This window comes from Actinosynnema sp. NPDC002837, assembly GCF_040295345.1.
Taxonomy (GTDB): Bacteria; Actinomycetota; Actinomycetes; order Mycobacteriales; family Pseudonocardiaceae; genus Actinosynnema.
Window position 1 is genome coordinate 160,331 of record NZ_JBEOVG010000007.1, and the last position, 22,260, is coordinate 182,590.

At 70.0% G+C, this 22,260-nt stretch carries 17 protein-coding genes and 1 pseudogene; 17 read left to right on the forward strand and 1 reads right to left on the reverse strand.

Features of this window, described 5'->3' with window-relative positions; translation table 11 throughout:
* The first annotated feature begins 348 nt into the window (after positions 1-348).
* On the forward strand, positions 349-1,230 hold the full coding sequence (locus ABTZ99_RS07915; RefSeq protein ID WP_499609281.1) for a hypothetical protein: 882 nt from the start codon (positions 349-351) through the stop codon (positions 1,228-1,230).
* A gap of 325 nt (positions 1,231-1,555) precedes the next feature.
* On the opposite strand, the gene ABTZ99_RS07920 is transcribed toward ABTZ99_RS07915, so the two are convergent.
* Positions 1,556-3,214, reverse strand: a complete 1,659-nt coding sequence (locus ABTZ99_RS07920) for a glycoside hydrolase family 27 protein (RefSeq protein WP_499609284.1) — start codon at positions 3,212-3,214, stop codon at positions 1,556-1,558.
* A 1,451-nt stretch (positions 3,215-4,665) separates the two neighbouring features.
* Between ABTZ99_RS07920 and ABTZ99_RS07925 the strand changes: the two genes are divergently transcribed.
* The 16 genes and pseudogenes from ABTZ99_RS07925 to ABTZ99_RS08000 all read left to right on the forward strand — a co-directional run bounded on the left by ABTZ99_RS07925 (position 4,666) and on the right by ABTZ99_RS08000 (position 22,163).
* On the forward strand, positions 4,666-6,492 hold the full coding sequence (locus ABTZ99_RS07925) for an alpha-galactosidase (RefSeq protein WP_499609288.1): 1,827 nt from the start codon (positions 4,666-4,668) through the stop codon (positions 6,490-6,492).
* Between the two features lie 92 nt (positions 6,493-6,584).
* Positions 6,585-7,925 carry an extracellular catalytic domain type 1 short-chain-length polyhydroxyalkanoate depolymerase gene (locus ABTZ99_RS07930; RefSeq protein ID WP_499609291.1) on the forward strand — a complete coding sequence of 447 codons (1,341 nt, stop codon included), beginning with the start codon at positions 6,585-6,587 and terminating at the stop codon, positions 7,923-7,925.
* Between the two features lie 112 nt (positions 7,926-8,037).
* On the forward strand, positions 8,038-9,798 hold the full coding sequence (locus ABTZ99_RS07935; protein WP_499609294.1) for a family 43 glycosylhydrolase: 1,761 nt from the start codon (positions 8,038-8,040) through the stop codon (positions 9,796-9,798).
* A 134-nt stretch (positions 9,799-9,932) separates the two neighbouring features.
* Positions 9,933-10,511: a TetR/AcrR family transcriptional regulator gene (locus ABTZ99_RS07940; protein ID WP_499609297.1), complete on the forward strand. Its 579-nt coding sequence runs from the start codon at positions 9,933-9,935 to the stop codon at positions 10,509-10,511.
* 223 nt (positions 10,512-10,734) lie between these two features.
* A pseudogene (locus tag ABTZ99_RS07945) lies at positions 10,735-11,001 on the forward strand (FAD-dependent oxidoreductase); the annotation flags it as partial.
* A 67-nt stretch (positions 11,002-11,068) separates the two neighbouring features.
* Positions 11,069-12,085 carry a flavin monoamine oxidase family protein gene (locus ABTZ99_RS07950; protein ID WP_499609300.1) on the forward strand — a complete coding sequence of 339 codons (1,017 nt, stop codon included), beginning with the start codon at positions 11,069-11,071 and terminating at the stop codon, positions 12,083-12,085.
* Positions 12,086-12,194: 109 nt separating this feature from the next.
* Entirely contained in the window at positions 12,195-12,677 is a 483-nt protein-coding gene (locus tag ABTZ99_RS07955; RefSeq protein ID WP_499609377.1) for a shikimate kinase, read from the forward strand.
* Between the two features lie 276 nt (positions 12,678-12,953).
* On the forward strand, positions 12,954-14,000 hold the full coding sequence (locus tag ABTZ99_RS07960) for an ArsR/SmtB family transcription factor (protein ID WP_499609302.1): 1,047 nt from the start codon (positions 12,954-12,956) through the stop codon (positions 13,998-14,000).
* A 395-nt stretch (positions 14,001-14,395) separates the two neighbouring features.
* Positions 14,396-14,785, forward strand: a complete 390-nt coding sequence (locus tag ABTZ99_RS07965) for a hypothetical protein (protein ID WP_499609305.1) — start codon at positions 14,396-14,398, stop codon at positions 14,783-14,785.
* Positions 14,786-14,952: 167 nt separating this feature from the next.
* The gene (locus tag ABTZ99_RS07970) at positions 14,953-15,504 is read left to right on the forward strand and encodes a hypothetical protein (protein ID WP_499609308.1); all 552 of its coding nucleotides are present in this window, start codon (positions 14,953-14,955) and stop codon (positions 15,502-15,504) included.
* Positions 15,497-16,348, forward strand: coding sequence for an ABC transporter ATP-binding protein (locus tag ABTZ99_RS07975; protein WP_499609311.1), 852 nt, complete (start codon positions 15,497-15,499; stop codon positions 16,346-16,348). The genes ABTZ99_RS07970 and ABTZ99_RS07975 overlap by 8 nt, the downstream gene beginning before the upstream one ends.
* A gap of 38 nt (positions 16,349-16,386) precedes the next feature.
* Positions 16,387-17,100: a hypothetical protein gene (locus tag ABTZ99_RS07980; RefSeq protein WP_499609313.1), complete on the forward strand. Its 714-nt coding sequence runs from the start codon at positions 16,387-16,389 to the stop codon at positions 17,098-17,100.
* A 204-nt stretch (positions 17,101-17,304) separates the two neighbouring features.
* Complete coding sequence (locus ABTZ99_RS07985; protein ID WP_499609315.1) at positions 17,305-19,518, forward strand: RCC1 domain-containing protein; 2,214 nt, start codon at positions 17,305-17,307, stop codon at positions 19,516-19,518.
* A gap of 364 nt (positions 19,519-19,882) precedes the next feature.
* A complete protein-coding gene (locus ABTZ99_RS07990) occupies positions 19,883-20,278 on the forward strand; it encodes a GntR family transcriptional regulator (protein ID WP_077005197.1) in 396 nt (131 codons plus the stop codon).
* The gene (locus tag ABTZ99_RS07995) at positions 20,275-21,180 is read left to right on the forward strand and encodes an ABC transporter ATP-binding protein (protein WP_498777913.1); all 906 of its coding nucleotides are present in this window, start codon (positions 20,275-20,277) and stop codon (positions 21,178-21,180) included. The genes ABTZ99_RS07990 and ABTZ99_RS07995 overlap by 4 nt, the downstream gene beginning before the upstream one ends.
* Complete coding sequence (locus tag ABTZ99_RS08000) at positions 21,177-22,163, forward strand: ABC-2 membrane transporter-related protein (protein WP_498777911.1); 987 nt, start codon at positions 21,177-21,179, stop codon at positions 22,161-22,163. Before ABTZ99_RS07995 ends, ABTZ99_RS08000 begins: the two co-directional genes overlap by 4 nt.
* The last annotated feature ends 97 nt before the right edge of the window (positions 22,164-22,260 follow it).

Consider the following 22,260-nt stretch of genomic DNA (forward strand, 5'->3'; position numbering starts at 1 on the left):
GCCGACTTCGGTGACGAGTCGTTGCCCAAGGCGGTTACTTGCCCTCGCAAGGCACCAACCACCTCTACCAGTTCGGTGCCTCGCCGTGCACGAATGCGAGAGCGGCTCGGCGAATCCAGGGTCACGATGCGCAGCGGCTTCAGCCTACCAATGTCCGTGCCCACTGCGCCGGGCACTGGTGCTTCGGCCGCGGCCGGCCAGGAACGTGAACCGAGTCGTCGTCATATTTCGTGTCCGGGAGTTCGCCGTTCGGAAATCGAGTACTGGCAACGGCGTGGCGCAAGGGGAACAGGCCGGCGCGATGCCATGGTGATCAGGTACTCGCTCGAGGTTGGTTTGGAGTGCTGTGTGGCGTCAGTGGTGTGTGTTCACGGTATCGGGCAACAAAGTTCAGGCGAACGGTCGCTGTTGGCGTCCTGGGAACCGGCTCTGCTGGACGGGATCACCCGTTGCGCCGCCACCGTGAGTGGTGGATCGGCGGTTCGCAGCGACGGTGTGATGCCCACGTTGGCGATGGCGTTCTACGGGGATGTGTTCCGGCCCGCAGGGTCGTTCCTGGGCGTGGGTGACCCGATGCTGGGGCCCGGCGACGTGGAGCCGGGCCTGGAGCAGGAGTTGCTCGCGGCGTGGTGGGCCGAAGCCGCCGACGTGGACGAGCGCGTCGCTCGTCCAGACGGGGACACGCTGGCAACCACACCCGGATGGGTGCAGCGGGCGTTGACGCAGTTGTCGAACAGTCGGTTCTTCGCCGACGTGGCGTTGCGAGCAGTGGTGTTCGACCTCAAGCAAGTAGCCCGCTACCTCACCGAACCCGAGGTGCGGGCCGCCGTGCGGGCACGGGTGCTCGCCGCCCTCGACGATGAGACCCGGGTCGTGGTGGCGCACTCGTTGGGATCGGTGGTGGCCTACGAAGCGCTCTGCGCGACGCCGGGCCACGGGGTGCGGGCCCTGGTCACGCTGGGCTCGCCACTGGGCATCGCCAACCTCGTGTTCGACCGCCTCGACCCGGCTCCCGCCGGCGGAACGGGTGTGTGGCCCGGTGGCGAGGACCTGGTGTGGACGAACGTGGCCGACCAGAAGGACGTGGTGGCGCTGGTCAAGGACCTCCGTCCGCGGTTCGGGGCGCGGGTCCGTAACGCGCTGGTGCACAATGGCGCGAAAGCGCATTCGGTTGTCCCGTATTTGACCGACGAAGTCACCGGCGCCGCGATCGTGGACGGGTTACGATAACACCGACCCTGTCGCGGACCTCCGGGTGGACCCCACATCCACCCGGTTCACCGACTCGGAGTACCAGGACCGGTGCTCCTCGCGGTTGTGGCAGCGGCAGGTGTGCGAGCGCTTGGTCGCCGGGCACGGATGGGCGTTGCGAGGCGGCCCGCTCACGGTTCAATGCCGATGACAGGACCCCGAGCACTCGGACCAATGCGCGCGAGGCGACGGCCGGAGTGCTCGGGGTCCTCACGTGAGCGCGTGATATGGGGTCGTGCTCAGTCTGGCCACCGGGACGGCCCGTCGAGCACGGTTGGTCGTGGACCGGTGCCCACTGCCGCGGTCAGGCTCGGGTCCAGCGCTGGTTGGCGCCGTCGTGGCAGGTCCACACGATCACCGGTGTGTTGTTCGCGGTGCCGTTGTTGTCCACGTCGAGGCACAGCCCGTTTCGCACGTTGCTGATCGTGCCGTTGCTGTTCAGGTTCCATTGCTGGTTCGTGCCACCGTTGCAGTCCCACAGCTGGGTTCGCGTGCCGGCGGTGGCGTTGGTCGGCGTTTCCAGGCACTTGCCGAGCAGTTGGAGGGTGTTACCGGTGCGCGTGAACTGCTGGTTGGCCGCACCGTGGCAGTCCCAGATCACCGGTTGGGTGCCGTTGGCGGTGGAGCTCTGGGGCGCGTCGACACATCGGTTGGCCGACGCGCTGCGCAGCGCGAAGGTCGTGGGTGGCGTGGTGGTGCCGCCGCCGCTCACCCGGAACACGGCCGTGCCGTGGGCGGGGACGCTCGCCGAGATCGCACCCGTGGTCGTGGAGGTCGCCCCCGTCCAGAGGTCGCGCAGGGTGAAGGAGCTCCCGGTCTTGCCGATGGTGCTCGCGGTCGTCGAGATGGTCGTGGTGGTGCTGCCCTGGTTCAGCATGGCCACCGCCACGTCACCGTTGGCCAACCGCTTGGCGAGCACGCGCCGGGTGCCGTCGAACGACACCTGGACGCCCTGCAGGCCGAGGGAGTCCTGGTTGACCGCGATCAGGTCGCTGTTGTTGAGGATGCTCAGCGTGGCCGCGGACGCGTTGCGGACGTCGTTGCCGGCGATCAGCGGTGAGGCCATGATCGCCCACATGGCGAAGTGGCTGCGCTGCTCGGTCTCGGTCATGCCGCCGTTGCCGACCTCCATCATGTCGGGGTCGTTGAAGCCACCGGGCCTGGCGTAGGAGGCCAGCGGGACGGTCCAGTCGATGATGTTCTTGACGCCCATGAACGAGTTGCCGTCGCTGCCGGTGTCCCACCGGTTGGTGATGTCCTCGGTGGTGCGCCACATGTTCGCGACGTCGCCCCAGTTGCGCAGCGGGCCGGTCTTGGCGTGGATGCTGTTGGGGTTGATGCTGTAGACGATCGGCCGGCCGGTGGCGGCCAGGGCGTCCCGCATCTTCGCGAAGTCCCTCACCTGGTCGTCGATCGTGCCCTGCGGCGAGCACCAGTCGTACTTGAGGAAGTCCACGCCCCACGCGGCGAACTGGCGCGCGTCCTGCACCTCGTGGCCCTTGCTCCCGGTGGCACCGGGGAAGGCGTTGAAGTACTGCGCGCACGTCTCGGCCGCCGGCACCTGGTAGAGGCCGAACTTCAGGCCCTTGCCGTGCAGGTAGTCCCCGAGCGCCTTCATCCCGCTGGGGAAGCGGGTGGGGTGCGCGCGGAGGTTGCCCTGGGCGTCGCGGTTGGGGTCGAACCAGCAGTCGTCCACGACCACGTACTGGTAGCCCCGTGCGGCCATCCCGTTGGCGACCATGGCGTCGGCGGTCTGCCTGATCAGCTGCTCGTTGATGTCGCAGCCGAACGTGTTCCACGTGTTCCAGCCCATCGGCGGCGTGCGGGCCACGCCGTTCTCCAGGGCCTGGGCCGGAGCGGCAGCGGTGGTCGTCACGGCGGCCGCGCCCGCGACCACCAGGGCGGCGGCTGCCAACAGCGCGGCGAACCGCCCGCGGCGGGGGGACGGGAGTGCTCGGGTCATGGCGTTCCTTCGTCGTTGATGGATCGTTCCATGGATTGGCAATGAGTCGCCAGGGGGCGCGAGGGATCAGAACGGTGCGAGGGCTGTCCGGACCGGATCGTCACGACGGGCGCGCGAACACGTCACGGGTGATCCGCGATCGGATGCCCGGGAAGCGGCCGCGGGCGGCGGTGTCAGCTAGGTGGTCGTCGAGATCCACACTGCGGAAGGGCGAAGTGCCGGGGATTCGCTGCCGTGGCCAGTTGCATGGCTCTCACGCCGACCATGCGGCGCGCAGCACCGACGCGGCCCCGCGACCGGTTCTCGCAACTGCGACGAAGCTGTGGACATCTCGGGCCTCTCCGCTGTGACAGGCGCAAGTTCGACACTTCGACGAGCGACCGACCGGCGGTGTCGGCGTCGACTTCGGTGTGGTGAAACAGTGTGTTAGCGTTAACAACAGGTGGTAGACGACGGCACGTCGGCATTCGAGGTGGTAACCCGCCGGCGTCTCCCTGCGGTTCGCGGGGCTGGGTGGTTCCAGCACGCGCGCTGACGTGTCACAGGAGTTTCCCGATCGGGTGCCCGTCTGTCAATGATCGAGCCGGATCGCCACCTCGGCAGGCGGCCGCCGAGGCCGGTGCGAACACCGCGGTCAAGGCGGCTACCGTGCCGGCGGGGACCGGGTGGCCGTACGACCACGTGGTGTGCGGCTGAGGAGCTGGGAGTCAGGTCGTGGTCGCCGTGCCGGGGAGCGATGTGGTTCTGCGTGCGCACAACTTCCTCCCTGATGGCGTCGGCCTGACGGGTGTTCGGTGTCGATCGAAGTCCATTGAGGACATTGCCGACCACGGGAGGACTCCCGTGCGCCGATGTGACCGGTCGTCATGACTTTCGGTGCTACAACCTGAAGTTTCGGGCCAATGTAGCCGCGCGAGGGGTGCGGGTCAACGGTGTCGGGCCCTGTCATGTGAGCGCTCACTACGTACTCGGGATGTAGGCGAAGGCAACTTGCCGTCTCAAAAGGGCCGCCAACTGGGTAAACCGCCGGCTTACCCCGATTGGGTCATTGGCTTCGAATCGATTCGAGAGTCATGATGTGAACGCGAACATGAGCGGGTGCACCTCCGACGCATCAGGGGCACGGTCGATCTGATCGGTGCTTCCAGCTGCCGCGGCGCTGCCGTGGCAACGCTGCCGCGGAACCTCTCGCCGTCGTGTTGCCGAAGTTCCGTCAGAAGTCGACGAAGCCGCCAGGTCCCGGTTGCGGGGCACGGTGGGGGGAGGCGGTCTCCAGCAGCTCGCTCAGCTCGATTGTGAGCGCTAACCAAGCGGGAATCCTTGACACTCTCCATTGCTGCCAAGAGACTCGCAGACGCAGATCACCGAGCCAGTTGCAAACTGTTAGCGTGCTCATCGAGCATTTCTCGTGATCGGTGGGAGCGCCTTCTCAACGACGAGCAGGAGGCACCGTGGGTGGGATCCGGAGATCATCCCTGCGGCGGGTGGGCGTGCTGCTGGCCGCCGCCGCGTTGTCCGTCACGACCTTGACCCCGGGATCGGAGGAGTCGGCGTCGGCGTGGGACAACGGAGTGGCCACGACGCCGCCGCTGGGCTGGAACAGCTACGACTCGTTCAACTGGAACGTGACCGAGGCCCAGGTCAAGGCCAACGCCGACTACATGCGCGACAACCTCAAGCAGCACGGCTGGCAGTACATCGTCATCGACTGGGCCTGGTACTACCCCGGCCGGGGGACCGGCAGCCCGAACCAGGACGCGAACTTCCAGCCCCGGCTGCGCACCGACGCGGGCGGCCTGCTGCTGCCCGACACCACCCGCTTCCCCTCCGCCGCGGGTTCCAACGGGTTCAAGCCGCTGGCCGACTACATCCACGCCCAGGGCCTGAAGTTCGGCGTGCACCTGATGCGCGGCATCCCGCGCCAGGTGGTCGCCGACAACCTCCCCGTGCCGGGCACGAACTGCCGCGCGAACCAGATCAACAACAACACCACCGCGGCCTGGTTGAACCTCAACTGGGGCCTGAACATGACCAACCCTTGCGCCCAGTCCTACCTCGACGCCCAGTTCAAGCTGCTGGCCTCGTGGGGCGTGGACTACGTCAAGGTCGACGACATCGCCGCGCCCACCTACCGCCAAGCCGAGATCGAGGGCTACAAGACGGCCATCCAGCGCAGCGGGCGGCCCATGGTGCTCAGCCTCTCGCCCGGCCCGACCTCCACCGGCAACGGTGCGCACGTCTCGGCCAACGCCAACATGTGGCGGATCGTCAACGACCTGTGGGACAACTGGTCAGCGCTGGACGCCCTGTTCGAGCGGCTGCACGCGTGGACGCCGCACCGCCGGCCCGGCGCGTGGCCCGACCCGGACATGATCCCGATCGGGCGCCTGTCGCAGCAGGGACCCGTGGGCTCACCGCGCTACTCGAACCTCACCGCCGACGAGCAGCGGACCCTGATGACCCTGTGGTCGATCACCCGCTCGCCGCTGATGTGGGGCGGGGACCTGACCCAGAACCGGGCCTCCGAGCTGGCGCTGATGACCAACACCGCCGTGCTGGCCGTCGACCAGCACAGCCTCAACAACCGTCAGTTGTTCTCGGGCACGCACACCGCGTGGACCGCCGACGTGCCCGGCAGCGATGACAAGTACCTCGCCCTGTTCAACCGCGGCACCGGCACCTCGACCGTGTCGGCCTCGCTCGCCGAACTGGGCATGGGTTCCGCCTCGGTGGTGGACCTGTGGTCGGGCGCGAGCCTGGGCACCGTGAGCGGCACGCTGTCCCGCTCGCTGCCCGCCCACGGCTCCGGTCTCTACCGGCTCACCCCGCGCTCCACCGTGCCGGTGCCCACCGCCGAGACCTTCACCGCGCGGCACAGCGGCAAGGTGGCCGACGTCTACAACGCCTCGACCGCCGACGGGGGCAACGTCGTCCAGTGGGCGCCCAACGGCCAGGCGAACCAGCGCTGGCGTGTCCGCGACGTCGGCGGCGGCTACAGCGAGGTGGTCAACGTCGGCAGCGGCAAGTGCCTCGACGTCTACGGCGGTGGTTCGGCCACCGCGGACGGGGCACGGGTCGTGCAGTGGACGTGCAACGGCCAGACCAACCAGCGCTGGCGCTTCGAGGACGCCGGCAGCGACCACGTGCGGCTGATCGCGCAGCACAGCGGCAAGTGCCTGGACGTGTCCGAGGCCGCCACCACCGACGGCGCCCAACTCGTCCAGTGGACCTGCAACAGCAGCAGCGCCAACCAGCAGTGGCGGCGGCAGGCCGCGTAGTGGGTCATCCGGTCGGGCCGTCCACCAACGGCCCGACCGTGCCGCTGCGCGCACGGCTACGGGAACGGCGACAGTCCATTCAGGAGGAACACATGAGACGAATGCTCACCACCCTGTTGACGATGGCGTCGCTGCTGTCGCTCGTCTTCGGCGTCGCGCTGGTGTCGGCGGGGCCGGCTTCGGCCGCCACGCTGACCCGCGTCACCGACTTCGGCGCCAACCCGACCAACCTGGGCATGTACGTCTACGTGCCCGACAACGTCGCACCCCGTCCCGCCCTGCTGGTCCTCGTGCACTACTGCGGCGGGTCGGCCGGCGCGATCTTCAACGGCAACGGGCGTGACTTCGCCACCGCCGCCGACCGGTACGGCTACGTCGTCGTGGTGCCCGAGGCGACCCGCGAGGGTCGCTGCTTCGACGTGTCCACCCGCGCCGGGCTGACCCGCAACGGCGGCAGCGACTCCACGGGCATCATGTCCATGGTCGACTGGACCCGCCAGCGCTACAACGTCGACCCGGCCCGCATCGTCGTCAGCGGGTTCTCGTCCGGGGCCATGATGACCAACGTGCTGGCGGCCCAGTACCCGGACGTCTTCGCCGCGGCCTCGGCCTTCTCCGGGGTGCCGGCGGGGTGCTTCGCCACCACCAACGGCTCGCTGTGGAACAGCCAGTGCTCCAGCGGGAACATCGTCAAGACCGCGCAGGAGTGGGGCGACCTGGCCCGGTCCATGTACCCCGGCTACACCGGCTCCTACCCCCGGATGCAGCTGTGGCACGGTGACCAGGACACCACCCTGGCCTACCGCAACTTCGGCGAAGAGATCAAGCAGTGGACCAACCTCCGCGGCTTGAGCCAGACACCCTCCTTCACCGACCGCCCGCAGTCGAGCTGGACGCGGACCCGCTACGGCGACACCGGCACCACGGCCACGGTGGAGGGCATCAGCATCACGGGCACCGGGCACACCCTGCCGCAGGCGGGGATGCTCGCCTACGCCATCTCGTTCCTCGGCCTCGACGGTGGCGGCGGTGGCGGCGCCACCGGTCCGCTGCGCTCGGTGAGCGCCGGGAAGTGCCTGGACGTGCCGAACCAGTCCACCACCACCGGCACCCGGCTTCAGGTGTGGGACTGCTGGAACGGGCCCAACCAGCAGTGGACGTCCACCACGACGCAGGAGCTGTCCGTCTACAGCGCCACCTCCCGGCGTTGCCTCGACGCCGAGAACGCCGGCACGACCGCGGGCACCCTGGTGATCATCTGGACGTGCCACGGCGGCACCAACCAGAAGTGGCGGCTCAACGCCGACGGCTCGATCACCGGCGTGCAGTCGGGGTTGTGCCTGGAAGTCGCCGGCGGTTCGACCGCCAACGGCGCGCCCGCGCGGCTGTGGACCTGCAACGGGCAGGCCAACCAGCGGTGGGCCCGCACGTGACGAGCTGACGAGCCGAAGGTCGACTCCACGGCCCGCACAACATCACCGGTGCGTGCAGGCGGCACCGCGATGCCGCCTGCGCGCACCGGCACCCCTATCGAAGGAGACAACCGTGCAACGTCGAAGGCGCCTGCTCGCCTGGGCCGTGGGTGTCATGTCGGCCCTGGCGCTGTTCCCGGCCACGGCCAGGGCCGACAACCCCATCGTCCAGCACATCTACACCGCCGACCCGGCACCGATGGTCCACAACGGACGGGTGTACGTCTACACCGGACGTGACGAGGACGGCTCTACCACGTTCACCATGCGCGAGTGGCGGGTGTTCTCCTCCGCCGACATGGTGAACTGGACCGATCACGGCGTGCCGATGAACCTCGGCACGTTCGCGTGGGCGGACGCCAACGCCTGGGCGGGGCACACGATCGCCCGCAACGGCAAGTTCTACTGGTACGTCCCGGTCCGCCGCCGCGGTGGCGGGATGGCCATCGGCGTGGGCGTCTCGGACAGCCCCACCGGCCCGTTCCGCGACGCCATCGGCCGCCCGCTGGTGGAGAACGGCGAGATCGACCCGCACGCGTTCATCGACGACAACGGCCAGGCGTACCTGTACTGGGGCAACCCGAACCTGTGGTACGTGCGGCTCAACGCCGACATGATCTCGTTCTCCGGCAGCGCGACGAAGATCCCGCTGACCACCGCCGGGTTCGGCACCCGTACCGGTCACGCGACCAGACCCACGTTGTACGAGGAAGCGCCCTGGGTCTACAAGCGCGACAACCTCTACTACATGATCTTCGCCGCCAAGTGCTGCTCGGAGTTCATCGCCTACTCCACCGCCCCGAGCCCCACTGGGCCGTGGACCTACCGCGGCACGGTCATGCCGACCCAGGGCTCCAGCTTCACCAACCACCCGGGCATCGTCGACTACAAGGGCGGTTCGTACTTCTTCTACCACAACGGCGCCCTGCCCGGCGGGGGCGGCTACGCCCGATCGGTGGCGATCGAGAAGTTCACCTACAACGGTGACGGCACCATTCCCCAGATGACCATGACCACCGCCGGCCCGCCGCCGGTGGACGTGCTCAACCCCTACGTCCGCCAGGAGGCCGAGACCATCGCCTGGGGTTCGGGCATCGAAACCGAACCCTCCGCCGAGGGCGGCATGAACATCGGCTCCCTCCACAACGGCGACTACACCAAGGTCCGCAACGTCGCCTTCGGCGCGGGTGCCTCGTCCTTCACCGCCCGCGTCGCCTCCGCCACCTCCGGCGGCACGATCGAGGTCCGCCTGGGCAGTGCCGCCGGCACGGTCGTGGGCCGCTGCACCGTCCCCAACACCGGCGGCTGGCAGGCGTGGCGATCGGTGACCTGCCCCGTCAGCGGCGCCTCCGGCAACCAGGACGTGTACCTGCGCTACACCGGTGGGAGCGGCTTCCTGTTCAACGTGGACTGGTGGCAGTTCTCGGCCGGCGGTTCGTCCGGCGACGTCACGTCACGGCTGCGCGGTGTCGGGTCCAACCGGTGCGTGGACGTCGACAACGCCTCCACGGCCCGGGGCACGACCGTGTTGCTGTGGGATTGCGGCGCCGGCGCCAACCAGCAGTGGACGACCAACCCGAGCGGCGAGTTCCGGGTGTTCGGCGACCGGTGCCTGGACGCCTACGAGCAAGGCACGACCAACGGCACCAGGGTGGTGATCTGGTCGTGCAACGGCCAGGACAACCAGAAGTGGGCGTCGGGCTCGGACGGCTCGATCCGCAACGTGCGCGCCGGGCTGTGCCTGGACGCCGACGGAGCGGCCACCGCCAACGGCACGCGGTTGATCCTGTGGACCTGCAACGGCCAGGACAACCAGAAGTGGACCCGCGCGTGACGACACCGGGCCGACGGTGACGCAGTGCCGCGCGCCCGTCCTCGCCGACGGCGCGCGGCACTCGCGGTCAGGGACGATTAGCCGGACCGAACGGTCTCTACAGTCGACCACTCGCACGGTAGTAGCCTCCGACCATGACCTCGAACTCGACGGACGAGTCCCGCGCGACGCGCAACACCGAACGCACTCGCGCCGCGGTGCTCGGCGCTGCCGCGGCGGCGATGACCGAGCGCGGGACCGGTGTCTCGCTGTCCTTCATCGCCCAGCGCGCGGGGGTCTCCAAGAGCGGCCTGCTGCACCACTTCCCCAATCGCGACGCCCTGCTGACGGCGCTCGTGGAGGACGCCAACCGCAGGTTCCGCGCGGCCGTGGTCGCCCATCTCGACCTGTCGGAGAACACGCCGGGCAAGATGCTGAGGGCCTACGTCCGGGCGCTCTGCTCCGGCTCCGACGCCGTCACCCAGTACTTCACCTCGGCGCCTGCCTGGGCGGGCATCTACACCGTGCCCGGCGTGGTGGACCTCGTTCGTGCGGACGAGCGGTGGTGGTCCGAGCAGTTCGCCCTCGACGGTGTGGACGACGCCCGCATCCTGGTGGTCCGTCGCGCCGCGGAAGGAGTGGCGGCCGCCATCACCTACGGGGACGCCGAGGCCACGAGAGGCGCGCGCGAGCTCCTCTTGGCGCTGGCCAGCGGGGAGCAGTTGCCGGGCTGAGCGCACCGTCCCGGCCCCGGGGTGTCGCGGGCCGCCGACCCCACACGCGCACATATGCGACCAAGCGCACTTCTTAGCCGACCGTTTGGTCTGTAAGCTGAAGGGTGTGACGCACCCCCGTCGTCGACCGAGGGGGAGGCACGTGTCGTCGCGGCGTTCGCGTCGGAGGCACACGTGCTCCGGTGCGATGGCCGAGAGACCCCCGGACAGACGGAGCGCGACCATGAACAGTGCCGGTAATCGATCCGCCGATGTCGTCGTCGTCGGCGCCGGGCTCGCCGGACTGACGGCAGCGGACCGGCTCGCCCGAGCGGGGTATGACGTCGTCGTCGTGGAAGGCCGGGATCGCGTCGGTGGTCGGATCCGCAGGACCGAGATCGCGGGCGTGCCCGTCGACGCCGGAGCGACCTGGGTGGCGCCGGACCACGCGGCGGTGCGCGACCTGGCGAGCCGGCTCGGCTGCGAGTTCGTGCCCCAGTTCCACCAGGGGAAGGGTGTGATCTCCTTCGGGGGGCAGGCGCAAGGTCGAGGGCATCACCGCCCTGGCGCCCTGGGTGATGCTCGACATCACACGGATCATGGGCGCGCTGCAGAAGATCGTCGACGGCCTCCCGGTGTCGTCCCCGTGGGAGCACCCCGACGCCGCGCGGCTCGATTCGATGTCGCTCGGCGAGTGGCTGACCTCGAAGCACGCCTTGGCGGGCACCCGGAAGTTCATGACCATGTTCAGCCTGGTGCACTGGGGCGCGCCGGTCGGTGACGTGTCGCTGTTCAACGCACTGCGCTACATCAAGAACCTCGGCGGCGTGGAGCTCATGCTCAAGGTCGAGGGCCGCGATCAGCAGGACCGGGTGCTGGGCACCACCCACGCGCTCGTCGGCGGGCTCGCCGACACGCTGGGGTCCCGCGTGATCGTCGACGCGCCGGTGAAGACCATCACCACCGTCGGCGATCGCGTCACGGTCGGGACGGGCGAGCACACGATCGACGCCCGGTTCGTCATCGTGACCGCGTCGCCGACGGACCGTTCGACCATCGAGTTCTCGCCCGCGCTGCCGGAGCGCCACTACGGTCTGGCCCGCAGCTGGCGGCTGGGGGCGCTCAGCAAGGCGTTCGTCGCCTACGACCGTCCCTTCTGGCGCGACCGAGGGCTCTCGGGCGAAGCGGTGTCCGACGACGAGACGGTCTTCCTCACCTTCGACGTCAGCCCCGGCGCCGACGGCCCCGGCATCCTGATGGTGTTCTGCGACGCGCGCGGGTTCGACGCCTACGACCAGGACGAGCGCCGCAGGCGCGTCGTGGCGCACCTCGTGCACCTGTACGGGGAATCCGCTCGCCACACCACCGACTACACCGACTTCTCCTGGGGCAACGACGTCTTCGCGCCCGGCGGGCCGAACCCCGCGGTCGCACCGAAGGCGTGGACCACGTTCGGGCGGTACCTCCGCGAACTGGTCGGACTCGTGCACTGGGCGGGCACCGAAACGGCCGACGAGACGTCCGGGAGCATGAACGGGGCGATCCTGTCGGGTCAACGGGCGGCGGACGAAGTGGCTGCCCGGCTGGTGGGGTGACCGCGGAGCGCTGCTCGGTCTCGCCGCCGGGCCGTCGAGCCGGACGCCACCGAGGTTGTCCAGTCCGGCCGGTCGCCTTGTCCTCTACGGTGGCCGGGTGGCCGTGATTATGGTGACCGGCATGTCCGGGGTGGGTAAGTCGACGATCCTGGGCCACCTCGAACAACGCGGGTACCGGGTGGTGGACACCGACTTCGGAGAGTGGATCGAGGAAATCCCGACGGCGGACGGGACCGGGGTCGAGCGGCAGTGGCGCGAGGACCGGATCGACGGTCTGCTCACCGAGCACGAGCGTTCCGGGGAACCCCTGGTCATCTCCGGTGCGGTGTGGAACCAAAGCCGGTTCTACCCCCGTTTCGCCCACGTGGTGCTGCTCAGCGCGCCGATCGAGGTGATGTTCGAGCGCATCGCCGGACGTTCCGACAACCCGTTCGGCAAGACCGACGACCAGCGCGCTCGCATCGCCGCGGACACCGCCGAGGTGGAGCCACTGCTCAGGGCGACGGCCACGATGGAGATCGACACCCGGAAGCCGATCGCCGAGGTGGTGGACCAGTTGGCCGCGCTCTGCGGTCCGCCCTCGTCCCGTTGAGCCCGGTGGCATCCGCTCCACCGCAATTCCCGATGAGGGCGAAACTTCACTCGAGCAAGGGAGCGCGGCGCACAGTGGAGACCGCGGCAGTCGAAGTCGAACCGTCGAGGACCTGGTCAGCCCGGTCAGCGGCCACAACGAGTGGGATCCGCTCCCCGCCTCGACGAGCTGTTCCCCGCACCGGGCCCGCACCGCCCCAAACCCGCCCCGAGGCCTACGCCTGGTAGCCGCCGCGGCCGTACGATCCCGGGACCTGCGTCTTACCCGGGAGGCGGCGTGCGGATCCACTTCACGCGTCGAGATCTGGCGCTGACGGTCCTGGCCGACGATCCGGATCCGTTGTGGGAGCTGGTGAACAGCGTGCAGGCGCTGCAGGGGCGGTACGGGCAGGTAGTGCTGGGGCACTGGCGGCGGCAGGTCGCCGATGAGCTGCGCCGGGCCGAGCTGAGCGCGCTGGTCCGGGCTCGGCTGTTCCCGCTGGTTCCGCACGCGTCCTACTTCCCCGACTTGCTCACCCCGCCCGAGGGAGCGCTCGGCCTTGAGGAGGCCGTGATGGCGATCCTGGGCACGCCGAGGGCACGACTGGGGGCCGAGATCGAGGGGCTGGGCGGCGCCCCGGGGGCGGGGGCGTGGCTGGCCGATCTCGCCGCCGGGCGTCCGAGTGCGCTGGGGGAGCTCGGCGAGGTGCTCCGAGCCTACTTCCGGCACGCGGTCGCGCCCTACTGGGACCGGCTGCGCACCCACGTCCACCGCGACCTGGCCATGCGCCGGCACGTGCTGCGCGAGCGCGGGGTCGAAGGGCTGCTGGACAGCTTCGCGCCGATGATGCGGTGGCGGCGGCCGGTGCTGGAGTTCGCCCGGCACCCGTCCGACCGCGAGATCCACCTGGACGGGCGCGGGCTGCGGTTGGTGCCGTCCTACTTCGCCCAGCTCAACCCGCAGACGATCATCGATGGCGAGCTGCCGCAGGTGATCGTGTACCCGGTGCCGCACGATCCCCGGTGGCTGGCACCGGGCCGCTTCCGTCCGGACCACCCGGCGCTGGCCCGGTTGCTCGGCGAGACCAGGGCCGCGATCCTGCTGGCCACAGTGGACGGTTGCACCACGACCGAGCTCGCCCGGCGGGCGAGCACCTCGCCGGCGTCGGCGAGCCGGCACGCGACGGTGCTCCGGGAGGCCGGCCTGGTGATCACCCGGCGGCACGGCGGATCCGTGCTGCACAGCGCCACCGCCCTGGGCCTCGATCTGGCCGCCGGCCAGCCGCACGCGCATCGTGACCACGCCGCCACACAACCCCCACGCAGCACCTTTTCGCCTGGATGAAAAGGGAATGGTCGACGGCACCCCGGGCTGAGAGCCTGTTCCGGAACGTTGGCGTTGGTGCCGGCCGGCGGTGGCTACCGGGGGGTGGCGTGGAGATCCTCGTTCTGGGATCACTGGTCGTGACCAGTGATGGTGTGCCCGCCTGCATCCCGACGGGGCGCAAGCCCCGCGTGGTGCCGGCGTCGCGGGCCGGACGGAGCGTGGCTTGAGCGCCTTCCCCCTTGGCCGCATCGATGGTGCGGCAGGAGCACGTTACACGCGGCACCCACCGGCGCGAGGACGAACCGAGGACGTACCGAGGACGAACCGAGGACGTGACCGGCCAATCTCTCCACAGCGTCGGTAGTCATCACCAGCCGGAGCACTTCCGGCGAAGTCCGATTACGGAGGTGGAAATGAGAAGCAAATTGGGGGGCCGGCTGCTGTTGGCAGGTGCGATCGCCCTCGCGACGCTGGGCATCGCACCGGCCGCGCATGCGTGGGGTACCGGCTACTACGTGGCCGCGTCGTGTTGGCGACCGTGGGGTTCGGCCACGTTGACCTGGGGTTTCGATGCGAAGAACGTCACGAACGTCGCGGGTAATACGTACCCGCACTACGTGTACGCCTACGCCGATCTGAAGTACCAGGGCAGCAGACAGGACAACATCTGGGAAGAAGGCACCGGCTGGGTCGACGGCCGCAAGGACCGGGGCGGCGTGACCGGTGGACGCGTCTGGAGCGTGTTCGCCAACGCCAGTGACGGCCAGACGTGGTTGAACGGCAACGAATGCTGGGTCACGTGACGATCCGGCACCAGGTGCTCCGCGAGGGCGTCGCGGTGCGGACATTCCGCCCCGGCGCCCTCGCGCTCCCGCTGGCCGCGTTCCCCCTGGCGATAGGTTGGTCGACGGGAACCTACGGGCAGCCGCCTGTGGGAGTCACGAGCTTCCAGTTGGGAGCACACTGGGTCGTGAGTTGGCTGATCCCCGTCACCTCGGCGTGCGTGCTCTCGTTCGGGATGGCCCGGTTCGGCGCCGATCGACGGCTGGTCGCAGCCGGGTCGACGGATCCGCGCAGCCGCTGGTGGCGGGATCGCGGCGGGCTGATCGCGATCTTCGCGATCGTCACCGCACTGGCCGCGTTCAGCCAGTCCACGACCGCGGACGAGCCGTACCTGTCGCTCCTGGTCCCGTCTCTGGGTGGCCTGGTCGTGGCGGTCGCGGCGTGCCACGTCCTGGTGGCCCGGTTCGATCCGGGCCCGGGGGTCGCCGCCGGAGCGGCGGGCTGCATCACGACTGCCGTCGTCGTGCTGCCCTACCTCACCGGTGGCCCCTCGCTACTGGTGATCGACCCGACGCTGGCCGACTGGATGCGGCACGTGCCGGGGCGGTCGCACCCGATCTCGGCCGGCCTGCTGCTGTGGACGTCGGTGGCGGCGGCCGCGATCACGGCCGCGCGCCTGCTGCCGCGGGACGTGTCCCGGCTTCGCTGGATCACAAAGGAGGCAGGCGATCATGATTAGCGTCCGCGATGTGGGCAAGGTGTTCGGCGCCGCCACGGCCCTCCAAGGCGTCACTTTCGATCTCGAGCCGGGGATCGTGGCGCTGCTCGGCCGCAACGGCGCCGGCAAGTCGACGCTGCTGGGCATACTCGCCGGACTGGCGGTCGAGTCCTCCGGCGTGATCGCCGTCGACGGAGCACCGCTCGCCGCCGACCGCAGGGCGCTCCGCGCGGCGGCGACACTGCTGCCCCAGGACCCCCGCCTCGATCCCGAGGTGTCGGCCAAGGCGTTGCTGCGCTACCTGTTGACCGTGCGCGGCCTGGACACCGCGCCCATCGAAGGGCTGCTCGACCGGTTCGGGTTGGGCGGGGCGCTCGGGGACCGGGCGATCGGCACGCTCAGCGGCGGCATGCGCCAACGGGTCGGGCTTGTCTACGCGTTCGCGACCGAGACCCGGATGCTGTTGCTGGACGAACCGACGACCGGTCTCGATCCCTGGGAGCGGCTGCGTTTCACCAGCCACCTCGCCCACGCGGCGACGAACGCCACGATCGTCTACTCCACCCACGTCGTCTCGGACATCGAAGCGATTGCGAACCGGGTGCTGGTGCTGGAGCGGGGACGGCTGATCTTCGACGGCAGCCCCGACGTGCTGGTGTCGATGTCACCGCCGGTCTTCGTCGCTGAGGGGGACGAGTCGACCGCGGCGCGGCTCCACGGGTCGGGGGCGCTGACCGCGGTGACCCGGGTCGGCCCGAACCGGTACCGCGTCCGGTTCCTGGGGGAGTCCCTGTCGGACGAGGCCAAGCAGGTGGAGCCGACGCTCAACGACGCGTACATCGCGCTGACCCGATCGGCGGCGTGATGCTCACCTACCACCTCCGGCGGTCCATGACCCCGCGGATGCTCGTCGTGCTGGCCGCGGTCACGCCGATGATCTGGATCGGGTTCCGCTCCGGTGGAACGGAAGTCGGCGACGGCCTTCTGGGACTGCGGGGCATCGGCCGCTACTGGACCGTGCTCACCCCGATCGTCCTCGCCGTGACCGTGCCGCTTCTCGGCCGGGCGTGGCGGCGACGACGGCAGCAAGTCAATTGGATGCTCGCTCCCGCCGGCCCGGCCACGACCTCTCGTGACACGCTGTGGAACTTCGTTGCCGGTTACCTGGCCTACGCCGCACTCGTCCTTGTCTGTTCCTGCTACCTGCTCGTCCGCGTCGACGCGGCGGCGACACCGCTGGTCGCCGTCGCGGTCGTCACCGTGGTCGGACCACTGATGGGCGGCTACACCACCCTCGCCCTCGGCTACGTCCTCGGCGAACTCACCGGCCAGGAGGCAATCCGAATCGTGGTCGTCGTCGTGCTCGCGATTCTGGACGCTGTCAACTACGTGCCATCCGCGCTGTCCGCGTCCGGTACAGGTCGCACCGTCGAGGAAGCGGGTGGCTGGGAACCAGCTCTCGACAACGGCCCCATCACCACCGTCGCGTGGCCCACGGCGGATTCCGTCGGGACCCGCGCCGCCCTGGTGATCGTGACGAGCCTCGGCCTCGCCTTCTGCGGTTGGTTGCGATATCGCAGGTTGTCCGGGCCAAGCAGCGACCGCCGCCGTGGCTGACGGCAAGGGTGCTCAACGTGACCGTCGTCGGCGTCACCTCGGACACCTGTGGCACCGCGAGGCCCGCCTGTGCCCGCGTGAATTCGCCGAAAGGTGCTGTGCCGTCGGGATTTGAGCGGTAGCGTCCCGCGCGGGTCGGGGGATCCGTGACCTTGGGGGTGTTCGATGCGGTTGCTCACCGCTGTTCTGTCGGCGGTTGCCCTGGTGGCGGTCGTTCCGGCCGGTTTCCCCGCGGTGGCCGAGGCGCAGGCCGCCGCTGGGTCGACTTACACGGCGTTGTCGCCGACCCGGGTGCTGGACACCCGTTCGGGGAGTGGGCCGATCGGGACCGCGGGCACGATCTCCTTCGACCTGGCCGGGCGGGTGCCGGCGTCGGCCACGGCGGTGGTGTTCAACCTGACCGGCACCGAGCCGACCGCGAACACCTACGTCACGGTCTCGCCGCACGGCGGGGCCCGGCCGGCGGTGTCGAACCTGAACCTCCGGGCGGGCGAGACGCGGGCGAACCTGGTGACCGTGGCGGTCGGGGCGGACCGCGTGGTCGACCTGTACAACAACGCGGGCAGCACGCACGTCATCGCCGACCTGGCCGGGTACTACGCGACCTCGGGCGGGTCGAAGTTCATCCCGGCGCGGGCGTCCCGGGTGATGGACGAGTACCGCGGCGGGCACGTCGGGCCAGGGGGCACGACGACGCTGGACCTGTCGCGGACCGTGCCCGCCTCGGCGACCGCGGTCGTGCTCAACGTGACGGCCGCCCGCGCCACCGCGAACACGTACGTCACGGCGTGGCCCGCGGGCGCCGCCCGGCCGACCGCCTCGACGGTCAACGTGCCGGTCGGCGGCACCAACCCGAACCTCACGACCGTCGCGCTGGGCGCCGGACGGCTGGTGAACCTGTACAACAACGCCGGTGAGCTCGACCTGGTCGTCGACATCCAGGGGTTCTACACGCCGGAGTACGGAGCGGTGTTCACCCCGGTCGCACCGCGGCGGATCTTCGACACCCGCAACGGCACCGGGAACGCCAACCAGAACTCCACGCCCATCGGGCCGCAGCGGTCCCGGGGCGTCATGCCGGACGTGGCGGTGCCGGCGGAGGCCATCGGCGCCGTGGTCAACATGACCGGGATCGCGCCGACGGCCGACACGCACCTCACGGCCTGGCAGGTCGAACGCGATCGCCCGGAGACGTCCAACCTGAACCTGGCGCGCGGCCAGACGGCGGCGAACCTCGCCGTGGTCGTGATCCAGTACGACGTCGACGAGTCGCGCTTCTACGCCTACAACAACGCGGGTGAGACCCACGTCGCCGTGGACCTGGCCGGGTACTTCTCGGTGCCGCCCGTGCCGTGCCTCCGCGACTGCGCCTACGTGTGGGGCGGTAACCACGGGCAGCTCGGCAACGGGACGACGACGTCCTCGTCGTTGCCGAAGCCGCTGCACGGGTTGTCGGGCCTGGTGTCGCTGGCGTCGAACACCGCGGCGCTGGCCGACGGCTCGGTGTGGGTTTGGGGCGGCAATGGCCCGGACTTCGGTGAAGCCTGGTACGCCTCTGCCGTCGTCCCGATCCCGGTGCGGGTGGCCGGGCTCACCGGGGCCGTCGCGGTCGCCGACGCGTTGGCCGGCAACCACTACGCGTTGCGGGGCGACGGGACCGTCTGGTCATGGGGCAGCGACGGCTCCGGCGCGCGGGGCCTCGGCGTGGGCGCCCACCCGGTGGAACCCCGGCAGATCCCCGGGCTCACGGGTGTCACCGCCATCGCGGCCGGTTGGGAGAGCGGTTACGCGTTGCGCAACGACGGCACGGTCTGGGCCTGGGGCTGGAACCACCGGGGCCAGCTCGGCACCGGGTCCACCTCCGAGTCGTCGAGCGTGCCGACCAGGGTCAGCGGGCTCACCGGTGTCGTCAAGATCGCCGCGAGCGGGGCGACCGCGTTCGCCGTCACCGCGGACGGCGCCGCGTGGGCGTGGGGCGACAACTACGAAGGCGCCCTCGGCAACGGCACGACCGGCGGCGTCTCCCGGGTCCCGGTGCGCGTCTCCGGGTTGACCGGGGTGGTCGAGATCGACGGTGACAGCTACAACGGCTACGCCGTGCGCAACGACGGCACGGTGTGGTCGTGGGGCCACGGTTCGTCCGGCGCGCTCGGCGACGGGAGCGACTGCTTCGACTGCGTCAAGACCGTGCCGGTGCGCGTTGACGGCATCACCGGCGCGGTCGACGTCGTCAGCCACATCTACGGCGGGCAGGTGCTCGACGCCTCGGGTCGGCTCTGGATGTGGGGCTCGAACTCCAGCGGCGACCTCGGCACCCAGCCCAGCGGCATCCCCGCGCTGCGGCCCGTCCAGGGCCCGGACCTCGGCACCGTCACCGCGCTGGGCGACGGTGGGCAGGCCTTGGTGCCGAACCCGTGAGAACCGGGTGGGTGCCGGCGATCACCGGCACCCACCCGCCTCTTTGGACCCACCGTCGGCGCAGCCGAGCACGATCCGGCACCGCTGCGCCAACGCCTGCGACGACTCGGCCCGCCGAGCCCGACGTGTCAGGGTCTCGCGTTCCTCGTCCGTCAACACCACCACGGCCGGCTACGGCACCATCGTCTCGCCGACTGTGCGCCAGTGGATAGCCGCCCTGGACCTGAGCCGGCGCCCGCACGACTACCTGCCCGCCGGTGGCCACGCCCACGGCGGCCGGATCCCCTCCGCACCCGATGCGGCTGCTTGCCGACAGGCGATCTTTACTGCTTTACTATGTCACTAGTAAAGCAGGGAGGGGTTCATGTTCGTCTTCCGGATCGACAACCGCTCGGGTGTGCCGCCCTATCTCCAACTCGTCCAGCAGGTGCGTCAAGCCGTGCTGCTGGGCTTCCTGCGGCAAGGTGACCGGTTGCCGTTGATCCGCGAGGTGGCCGAGACCTTGGCGATCAACCCGAACACGGTCGCCAAGGCGTACCGGCAGTTGGAGCAGGAGGATCTCGTCACCGGTCGCCCCGGGCAGGGCACGTTCGTCAACGAGGCGCCGACGGCGGGGATGTCCGCCGCGACGTACACCTCGTTGCGGCGCGGTCTGGAGACCTGGTTGAACCGGGCCCACGCCGCCGGTCTGGACGAGCAGGCGGTCAACGCGCTCTTCACCGCTGTCGTCAACCGAGCGAAGAATGAGAACATCGCATGACAACAACCGAGTACGCGCTCCGAACCGACGGTTTGGGCAAGCGCTACCGTCGGACGTGGGCGCTGCGCGACTGCACCCTGTCCGTGCCGACCGGCCGGGTGATCGCGCTGGTCGGCCCCAACGGTGCGGGCAAGAGCACGCTGCTGCGCCTGGTGGTGGGGTTGCTCGCGCCGACGTCCGGCACCGTGGAGGTGCTCGGCCAGTCCCCGGCCGCCAATACCCCGCAGGTGCTGTCCCGCATCGGCTTCCTCGCCCAGGAGCACCCGCTCTACAAGCACTTCACCGTCGCGGACCTGCTCCACCTGGGCCGCTCCTGCAACCTGCGATTCGACCAGGGCCTCGCCGAACGGCGGCTGGCGCAGCTGGACATCCCGCTGGACCGCAAGGCGGGTGCCCTCTCCGGCGGCCAACAAGCCCAGGTGGCGCTGGCACTGGCGTTGGCCAAGCGGCCGGACCTGCTCGTCCTGGACGAGCCGATGGCCAGCCTCGACCCCGTGGCCAGACTCGAGTTCCTCCAGGCCCTGATGGGCGCGGTCGCCGCCGACGGCATGACCGTCCTGTTCTCGTCCCACGTCGTGCCCGAGTTGGAGCGCGTCTGCGACCACCTGATCGTGCTCAACCACAGCCGGGTCACGCTCGCCGGGGACATCGAGACGCTGTTGGCCGAGCACCGGCTGCTCGTCGGTCCGCGCACGACCGCCGATCTCGACAAGGCGGGCACGGTCGTCGAGGCATCCCACAGCGACCGGCACACCACGCTGCTGGTGCGCGATGGCGGAGGGCCGACCGCGCCCGGCTGGCAGGCCGACCCGATCGGGCTGGAAGACCTGGTGCTGGCCTACCTGCGTCGACCGACCCGGCACGACATCGAGGCACCGGCCGTCTCAGAGGTGCCGGCATGACGTGGCTGACCTGGCGGCAACATCGCGCCGAAGTGTTCACGCTGAGCCTGCTGGTGGCGGCGATCGGCCTCTTCCTGCTCGTCGCCGGGTCGTCGATGCGCTCCCTGTTCCCCGACGGCGCCGCGGCCTGCGCGGGCGGGCTGGCCGACGGTTCCGACGCGTGCTCGACCGCTATCAGGCGGTTGAACGAGGAGCACGGGTACGCGTCCAAGATGCTGTCCCTGTTCAACCTGGTGCCGTTCCTGATCGGCGCGTTTCTCGGCGCGCCGTTGGTGGCCCGCGAGCTGGAAGCCGGCACCTGGCAGTTCGCCTGGACCCAGGCGGTGCCGAGGATGCGCTGGCTGGCGGTCAAACTGGGTGCCCTGGGCGCGCTGACCGCGACGCTCGCCGTCGCGCTCACGGCGTCGATCACCTGGTACCGGCAGCCGTTGGACGTGCTCAACAGCCGGTTCACGACCGACGCGTTCGACCTGGAAGGACTCGTTCCGGCGGGGTACGCGCTGTTCGCGTTCGCCGCCGCCACGGCGGCGGGTGCACTGCTGCGGCGCAGCCTGCCCGCGCTCGCGGTCGCGCTCGGCGCCTACCTCGCCGTCCGCGTCGTCGTGGCGGGTTGGTTGCGCCCGAACGTCCAGGCGCCGCTGAGCACCATGGAACGCGTGGCCGCCGACGACGCGACCCTCGACGCCGGAGGTTCCCGGATACCGGCAGGTGACCGCGCCGACTGGATCATCGCCTCGGGCTACGCGGATCCGTCCGGCCGTCACCTCTCGGTCTACGACGCCGTGGAGATGGAGGTCGCGGCACGGGGCGCCGGAGTGGACTTCAGCGCGTACCTGCACGAGCGCGGTATCCAGCAATGGGTCCTGTACCACCCGGCCGATCGCTTCTGGAGGTTCCAACTCGTCGAGGCGGCCATCTTCGTCGGCCTCGCCGCAGCCCTGCTCGCACTCGTCGTGTGGCGGATCAAACGCCGAGTTTTCTGAGCGCACCGTGCTCGCCCATCGCAGTGAGGTGCCGGCCGCCGGGCTCGACGAAACCGGGACGAGCCGGCGATGCCGTGCCAGGGTGGAACGCGCCGAA

Coding starts and splice junctions, on each gene's coding strand:
- ABTZ99_RS07920 (WP_499609284.1), bottom strand. CDS start 3,214: ATGACCCGAGCACTCCCGTCCCCCCGCCGCGGGCGGTTCGCCGCGCTG.
- ABTZ99_RS07930 (WP_499609291.1), top strand. CDS start 6,585: ATGAGACGAATGCTCACCACCCTGTTGACGATGGCGTCGCTGCTGTCG.
- ABTZ99_RS07940 (WP_499609297.1), top strand. CDS start 9,933: ATGACCTCGAACTCGACGGACGAGTCCCGCGCGACGCGCAACACCGAA.
- ABTZ99_RS07950 (WP_499609300.1), top strand. CDS start 11,069: ATGCTCGACATCACACGGATCATGGGCGCGCTGCAGAAGATCGTCGAC.
- ABTZ99_RS07955 (WP_499609377.1), top strand. CDS start 12,195: ATGGTGACCGGCATGTCCGGGGTGGGTAAGTCGACGATCCTGGGCCAC.
- ABTZ99_RS07965 (WP_499609305.1), top strand. CDS start 14,396: ATGAGAAGCAAATTGGGGGGCCGGCTGCTGTTGGCAGGTGCGATCGCC.
- ABTZ99_RS07975 (WP_499609311.1), top strand. CDS start 15,497: ATGATTAGCGTCCGCGATGTGGGCAAGGTGTTCGGCGCCGCCACGGCC.
- ABTZ99_RS07980 (WP_499609313.1), top strand. CDS start 16,387: ATGCTCGTCGTGCTGGCCGCGGTCACGCCGATGATCTGGATCGGGTTC.
- ABTZ99_RS07990 (WP_077005197.1), top strand. CDS start 19,883: ATGTTCGTCTTCCGGATCGACAACCGCTCGGGTGTGCCGCCCTATCTC.
- ABTZ99_RS07995 (WP_498777913.1), top strand. CDS start 20,275: ATGACAACAACCGAGTACGCGCTCCGAACCGACGGTTTGGGCAAGCGC.
- ABTZ99_RS08000 (WP_498777911.1), top strand. CDS start 21,177: ATGACGTGGCTGACCTGGCGGCAACATCGCGCCGAAGTGTTCACGCTG.